The following is a 6,839-nucleotide window of genomic DNA, read 5'->3' as shown; positions in this document are numbered from 1 at the left end:
CCACCCGTTAGACGGGTGGTTATGATTTAAGATAATCAGCTTTTTTGAATAACGGTTATTTTTCTGATGAAATAAGCGTAGCAACAAAATATGATACTTGCCAATAGACTAATCAATAAACCTGTCTTAAGACCATAGGGAATGAAGGTTAGAACAACTTTACCTTTCCCACTAGGGACATCGACTTTCATGAACCCCTTTTGAGCTCTATGAATCTTAACTTTTTTATGATTTATGGTCGCTGTCCACCCCTTATCGTATGGAATGGTGAAGAATAGTGAGGCATTCGTTTTACTACTATAACCAACGAACACTTTATTATTTGACGTCGTAACCTTGCTATCACGTTCATTAATAGTATCCATAGCTATCTGATAGTTTTGAGTATCAAGGGCATAAAAACTAGGATTATCAAAGGATATTGCTTTATTGCCAGGAAAACTAAGTTTGATGGTAACCATTGATTCTGTTTCAAAGTAGCCAAGATCGAAGAAATCAAAGGTATTGTCAGTAACTTGATTCCTTGTCACACCATTTACAGTAATTGACAGAGAGTGGTTATTGTCATCGGACCAAGAAATGTTAGGAATACTAACATAGAGTTGACTATGTGGTGGAGCGATAACTCGATAGGTGATTGTTACAAAATCTTTATTCGAGTTGCTAACGTTTTTAGCCACGCGCTGATTCAAAGACTTAGCATCTTGATCAAATAGTTGAGATGGAGCTCGTTTAAAATATGTTAAGTTAAGTCCAGATAGAGCATTTAGCAAGCTAGTTTGATTGTCAAGCGTATTGACAGTGAAGTCAATATTCTTGTAAATACTATCAGTTAAGATAGCAAGCTGGCTTGCATTATTATTTTGATAAAGCCCTATTGTTTTTTCAGAAGTTACGTGATTAAAACCATACTTATTAAGGTCAAAGTTCGATAAATTATATTTTATTCCGAAGAGACTATCAGCGATAATGGTGTTATTTTGGTAACGTAGGTTTAAATTAGTCCCTTCAGATTTGAAGCCTAACCTATCGAGTGTTGAGCTTGAAGCAGTATTTCGAATGGATGAAAACTGAGAGATACCATTATAGTTGAATTTCATACTGTCGTTACCGGTTTGAGCCTCTAACCTTTCAGTACGGTAAAAAGTCTTATTCGCTTGCTTAGTATCTGAAACTAGTTTTGTAATGGCAGACATATTTCGTAGATAGCCTTCACGAGTTGGGAATACCCACTCATTTCCCAGAGCTCCAACAACATAGTAAGTACTTAATGCAAGCTCAAAAATGCAGAATAAGAAGGTGAAACAGCGAAAAACACTCCCAGGAATTTGCTGTCTAAAATAGCTAATAAATAGAATGGCATAGGCTAGAAGAAATGCTAAGCTTAATAGCCAGGAGACAGATTCAATAAAGCTATAGTGAGATTGGAAAATCCAAGTTAGTAAGTAAGCGGTACTCAATCCTAAGAAAGATAGGAGGAGTCTTTTAAAAGAAAAGTTTTTAATTCGGTTGAGTGTTTCTCCTGCCAAAAGAACAATTAGGAGAGATAGGAGCCAAGAATAGCGATGGAGAAACATGTTGGGTGCATGCATGCCTTGCCAAAACAAATCAAGAGGCTGTAAGTAGAAGCTAGCGATAAAGAAAGCTACTAATAGGAGATAACCTATACGTAATGATAGCTTGACTTCCCTACTAATAAAGAAAAGTAGAAAAAGAATCAAAGGTAAGATTCCAACATAGATCATAGGGATTGATCCAAATTTAGTAGTATCGTAAACTCCAACGAGATTTTTCGCAAAGAAGTCAAAATAATAGGTGGACTCTGTCAACAAACTTGACGCACCTGTAAACTTTTCACCATGTGTGGTCAAGTCAAGTAGTGTAGGTAGTAACATGACAGCACTACTTAAACCAGCGAGTATAGAGACAATTCCAAAGTCTATGAAATGAAGAATCTTACTCTTCCATCCCTTGATAGTTATCAATTGTACTATGGTGTAAAGGGTTAGGAAAATAGCCATCATATAACCAAAATAGTAATTTTGGATAAAAAGACAGGTTAGGCTAAAAAAGTATAAGCCCCGTTTATTGAATCTTAGTAAGAGATGTAAACCTAATATGATTAGAGGTGCTAGAATAAAGGCATCTAGCCAGGTATTAATTTCTAACTGACTGGTAGCGAAGCTCATCAAAGCAAATCCTGTAGAAAGACATAGGATGAAACTTCTTGACACTTTTGTAAAGAGCCGCTTAAAACTAAAAGCTCCTGATAACCCAATAAGCCCGAATTTAATTAGTGTTATATAATAAAAAGCATCGGCCATTTGGTTGACAGTAAAGAAATAGTAAAGTGGAGACAAGAAGGAACCTAGGTAATAGCTTGTTAAAGCATAGAAATTAAGCCCTAGACCACTTGTAAAGGTGTAAAAGAGGCTCCCATCTCCATGAAGTATATTCCGAAGTCCAGTTGCAAAAATCACATACTGATGAAATCCATCACTTGTTAAAATAGTCCGCTCACTACCAGGATAGATTTTTTGGCTATACAGCACCCCTATCATGATTAGTACTGGCAAGAAAAAAGCAGCCAGATAAAATAATAAAGTCGTATGGTATTTTTTATTTGTCATAATGATACTAAGACAGGTTGGGATATCCCAACCTGCATCTTTTTATAGTTTAATCAGCCCATAGTGCTTTGACTTTAGCTTGCACTTCTTCATTTTCAAGGAACTCATCATAAGTTTCATCAATACGGTCAATAACCCCATTTTTAGAAACAACTACGATGTGGTTCGCTATTGTTTGGATAAATTCATGGTCATGACTGGCAAAGATAACAGACTCTTTGAAGTCACGGACGCCATCATTCAGACTTGAGATTGATTCCAAATCCAAGTGATTAGTAGGATCATCTAGAAGAAGGACGTTAGATTTCAAAAGCATGAGTTTAGAAAGCATGACACGTACCTTTTCTCCCCCTGAGAGAACACTAACAGATTTATTAACCTCATCCCCTGAGAAGAGCATACGCCCAAGGAATCCACGCAAGAAGGTATCGTCATCTTCACCTTTTTCGGCAAATTGACGGAGCCATTCGAGAATTGATTCACCGGATGCAAAGTCTTTAGAATTGTCTTTTGGAAGGTAAGAACGGCTAGTAGTAACACCCCATTTGATTGTACCTTCGTAGTCAATATCACCGGCAAGAGCACGAATCAATGCAGTTGTTTGAATATCGTTTTGACCGATGATGGCAGTCTTATCTCCTGGTCGTAAGATGAAACTAATATTGTCAAGAATAGTCTCACCATCCATCTTAACAGTGAGATTTTCAACTGTTAGAAGGTCATTACCGATTTCACGCTCTGCTTTGAAATTGATGAATGGGTATTTACGACTTGATGGGACGATTTCTTCTAGCTCAATTTTATCAAGCATTTTCTTACGAGAAGTCGCTTGTTTAGATTTTGAAGCGTTGGCAGAGAAACGAGCAACGAATTCTTGAAGTTCCTTAATTTTTTCTTCTGCTTTGGCATTACGGTCAGCCTGCAAGCGTGCAGCCAATTCTGAAGATTGTTTCCAGAAGTCATAGTTACCGACATAGAGTTTGATTTTACCAAAGTCAAGGTCGGCCATATGCGTACACACCTTATTCAAGAAGTGACGGTCATGGGATACGACAATGACCGTATTTTCAAAATCAATCAAGAAATCTTCAAGCCAAGAGATTGACTGGATATCAAGACCATTGGTAGGTTCGTCAAGAAGAAGTACATCAGGTTTACCAAAGAGTGCTTTTGCAAGGAGAACCTTGACCTTGTCACCATTAGCCAATTCACTCATGTTTTGATAGTGAAGGTCTTCTGAGATATTTAGATTCTGAAGCAATTGTGAGGCTTCGCTTTCAGCTTCCCAACCACCTAATTCAGCAAAGAGTCCTTCTAGTTCAGCAGCACGGACACCATCTTCATCTGAAAAATCTTCTTTCATGTAGATGGCATCTTTTTCTTTCATGATATCGTAGAGACGTTCATTACCCATGATAACAACATCGATAACGCGTTCTTCTTCATAGTCAAAGTGGTTCTGACGAAGGACAGAAAGACGTTCATCAGGACCAAGAGAGATGTGTCCTGTTGTTGGTTCGATATCACCAGCTAAAATTTTCAAAAAAGTAGATTTACCAGCACCATTAGCACCGATAAGACCATAAGTATTACCTGGCGTGAAGGCAATGTTAACATCATCAAAAAGTTTACGATCGCTAAAACGAAGCGATACATCTGATACAGTAAGCATATAATATCCTTTATTTTTATTCTTAACTACTATTTTACGAGAAATTAGACTTTATTTCAATCGATTTTACAAGGGATTAATAAAGTCATTTGGAACTCTTTGGTAATCTTTTTGGAGGCTAAATCCACGTCCCATAACTGTAGAAGCAGGAACAATGACGATAAAGGCAGTTTCATCTATTTTTTGGATTTCTTCTTGGACTTTTGGAACCTCATGAGTTGACAAGGTAGTCATAATCATATTTTGTGCATGTCCGGTATGTCCACCAAGAACTGGGATTTTTGTTGCTCCTCGATCAGCCACTCTAGTGATGTAGTTTAGGATTTGTTCACTATTTTGCGAAATGATTAGAAGATTTCGTGATGAATTGAGTCCGACCATCATTTTATCAATTGTAAGAGAAACAACTCCAAGTGAGAGAATGGAATACATAACAGTATCAGGAGGAAAGGCAATAGCACTGATTGCGACAATGATTCCATCGACAATAAGTAGTACCATTCCTAGTGGGAGTGGCGTATATTTGTTGAGAATTTGTGTGATAATTCCAGTTCCTCCAGTTGAGGAATTTCCATAAAAAACTATTCCTAGTCCTAACCCTAATACAATTCCCCCAAAAATAGCAGCCAACAAAGGTTGTTTGGTGAGTGTAGGTAATCCCTCAGTTAATTTAATAAAAGTTGGGAAGACAAGAGACCCATAGAAGGTTTTTAGGAGAACTTCGCGGCCAAGAAAGCACCAACATAAAATTAACAAAGGGATGGTTGTTGCTAAGACGAAGTTAGCATTATTCCAACCAAAAAGGGCGTTTAAACTAATGGCTAGCCCTCCGACACCACCTGAAGCAATATTATTCTTAACTAAAAGTGAGTTATAGCCAACCGCAGCAATAAAAGAACCGAGTGTAACTAAAAGTATGTCTATTATTCGACGTTTCATATAATATCTCCTAGAAATGATATTCTTATTATCAAGTCTTTTTAAGTTTCCGTCAAGTAATGACTATTTTGGTTGTATCTGAGGTTGTGTTTCACGTGAAACTAGAAACATAATCTTGACAAAAATAGATAAAACAATGTAGAATAATAGTCATCAGAAGAGTAATTCTATCCTTTTTTATAGAGAGCTGGTGGTTGCTGAAAATCAGTATGAAGGTGGAATGAATGGGCTGAAGAGAATTGACGATTAACGTGAACACATAAACGTTAGGTTTGGCACCCCTTATCGTGCAACTTCTTTGTTGAGAAGGTTTGAGATGATAGCTGCAGAAAGAGTTATCAACTGAGGTGGTACCGCGTATCAAAAGTGATTAACGCCCTCACGCATGTTTTTGCGTGGGGATTTTTTTGTATTAGAGAGGTAATTATATGACGAAACCTATTATTTTGACGGGAGACCGTCCAACAGGGAAACTTCATCTAGGACACTATGTTGGTAGTTTAAAAAATCGTGTCCTTTTACAAGACGAAGATAAATATAACATGTTTGTCTTCTTGGCTGATCAGCAAGCTCTTACGGATCACGCAAAAGAGTCAGAAATCATCAAAGAATCGATTGGGAATGTTGCTTTAGATTATCTCTCTGTAGGTTTGGATCCAGCTAAGTCAACTATTTTCATTCAAAGTCAGATTCCTGAGTTGGCTGAGTTGACTATGTATTACATGAACCTAGTTTCATTGGCACGTTTAGAGCGTAACCCAACGGTTAAGACGGAAATTGCTCAAAAAGGCTTCGGAGGATCTATTCCAACAGGATTTCTAGTTTATCCAATTTCTCAGGCAGCTGATATCACGGCCTTTAAAGCAAATTATGTTCCTGTAGGTAATGACCAAAAGCCAATGATTGAGCAGACACGTGAAATTGCACGTAGCTTCAATCATACTTATAATTGTGATATTTTGGTTGAGCCAGAGGGAATCTACCCTGAAAATGAAGCTGCAGGGCGCCTTCCAGGTCTAGATGGTAATGCTAAAATGTCTAAATCCTTGGGGAATGGAATCTTCCTTTCAGATGATGAAGATACTGTTCGTAAAAAAGTCATGAGCATGTATACGGATCCAAATCATATTCGTGTGGAAGATCCAGGTCAAATTGAAGGTAACATGGTTTTCCATTATCTTGATATCTTTGGTCGCGAAGAGGATGCTACTACAATTGCTGAAATGAAAGAACATTATCAACGAGGTGGTTTAGGAGATGTGAAGACAAAACGTTATCTTCTAGAAATCTTAGAACGTGAGTTAGCTCCAATTCGTGAACGCCGTTTAGAATATGCCAAGGATATGGGAGAAGTTTTCCGTATGCTTGAAAAAGGTAGTCAAGCAGCGCGTGAAGTTGCTGGACAAACATTGGCAGAAGTAAAAGAAGCAATGGGAATTAATTATTTCTAAGAAATAAAAAGTAGGGACTCAAGATAATCTAGAGCCCTATTTTTATTTGGAAAAAGGTTTTCTTAGAATCTTATGCGAAATCTGTTGACAAATCATTTTAGCATGATATGATATTATCAATTAAAAAATAGACTGGGGTTTCTGTAC

General features: G+C 37.4%; 4 protein-coding genes and 1 other annotated feature. Of the genes, 1 reads left to right on the top strand and 3 read right to left on the bottom strand.

Going from position 1 to position 6,839, the window contains the following annotated elements:
- Positions 1-35: 35 nt before the first annotated feature.
- The 3 genes from HMPREF2571_RS00690 to HMPREF2571_RS00680 form a co-directional block, all read right to left on the bottom strand.
- Entirely contained in the window at positions 36-2,630 is a 2,595-nt protein-coding gene (locus tag HMPREF2571_RS00690; RefSeq protein ID WP_013991344.1) for a YfhO family protein, read from the bottom strand.
- A 49-nt stretch (positions 2,631-2,679) separates the two neighbouring features.
- A complete protein-coding gene (locus HMPREF2571_RS00685; RefSeq protein ID WP_014632476.1) occupies positions 2,680-4,302 on the bottom strand; it encodes an ABC-F family ATP-binding cassette domain-containing protein in 1,623 nt (540 codons plus the stop codon).
- 66 nt (positions 4,303-4,368) lie between these two features.
- Complete coding sequence (locus HMPREF2571_RS00680) at positions 4,369-5,241, bottom strand: YitT family protein (RefSeq protein WP_014632477.1); 873 nt, start codon at positions 5,239-5,241, stop codon at positions 4,369-4,371.
- 144 nt (positions 5,242-5,385) lie between these two features.
- Positions 5,386-5,625, top strand: a binding site (T-box leader).
- A gap of 44 nt (positions 5,626-5,669) precedes the next feature.
- Between HMPREF2571_RS00680 and trpS the strand changes: the two genes are divergently transcribed.
- Positions 5,670-6,692, top strand: coding sequence for a tryptophan--tRNA ligase (gene trpS / locus HMPREF2571_RS00675; RefSeq protein WP_014632478.1), 1,023 nt, complete (start codon positions 5,670-5,672; stop codon positions 6,690-6,692).
- Positions 6,693-6,839: the final 147 nt, after the last annotated feature.

Origin of the sequence: Streptococcus sp. HMSC068F04, from assembly GCF_001837455.1 — a bacterium.
Classification (GTDB): Bacteria; Bacillota; Bacilli; order Lactobacillales; family Streptococcaceae; genus Streptococcus; species Streptococcus salivarius_D.
Note: the sequence above shows the minus strand (reverse complement) of the source record. Positions and strands in the feature narration are given on the sequence as shown.

Excerpts from the sequence above, each read along its gene's own strand:
- HMPREF2571_RS00690 (WP_013991344.1), bottom strand. The coding sequence starts at position 2,630 with ATGACAAATAAAAAATACCATACGACTTTATTATTTTATCTGGCTGCT.
- HMPREF2571_RS00685 (WP_014632476.1), bottom strand. The coding sequence starts at position 4,302 with ATGCTTACTGTATCAGATGTATCGCTTCGTTTTAGCGATCGTAAACTT.
- HMPREF2571_RS00680 (WP_014632477.1), bottom strand. The coding sequence starts at position 5,241 with ATGAAACGTCGAATAATAGACATACTTTTAGTTACACTCGGTTCTTTT.
- trpS (WP_014632478.1), top strand. The coding sequence starts at position 5,670 with ATGACGAAACCTATTATTTTGACGGGAGACCGTCCAACAGGGAAACTT.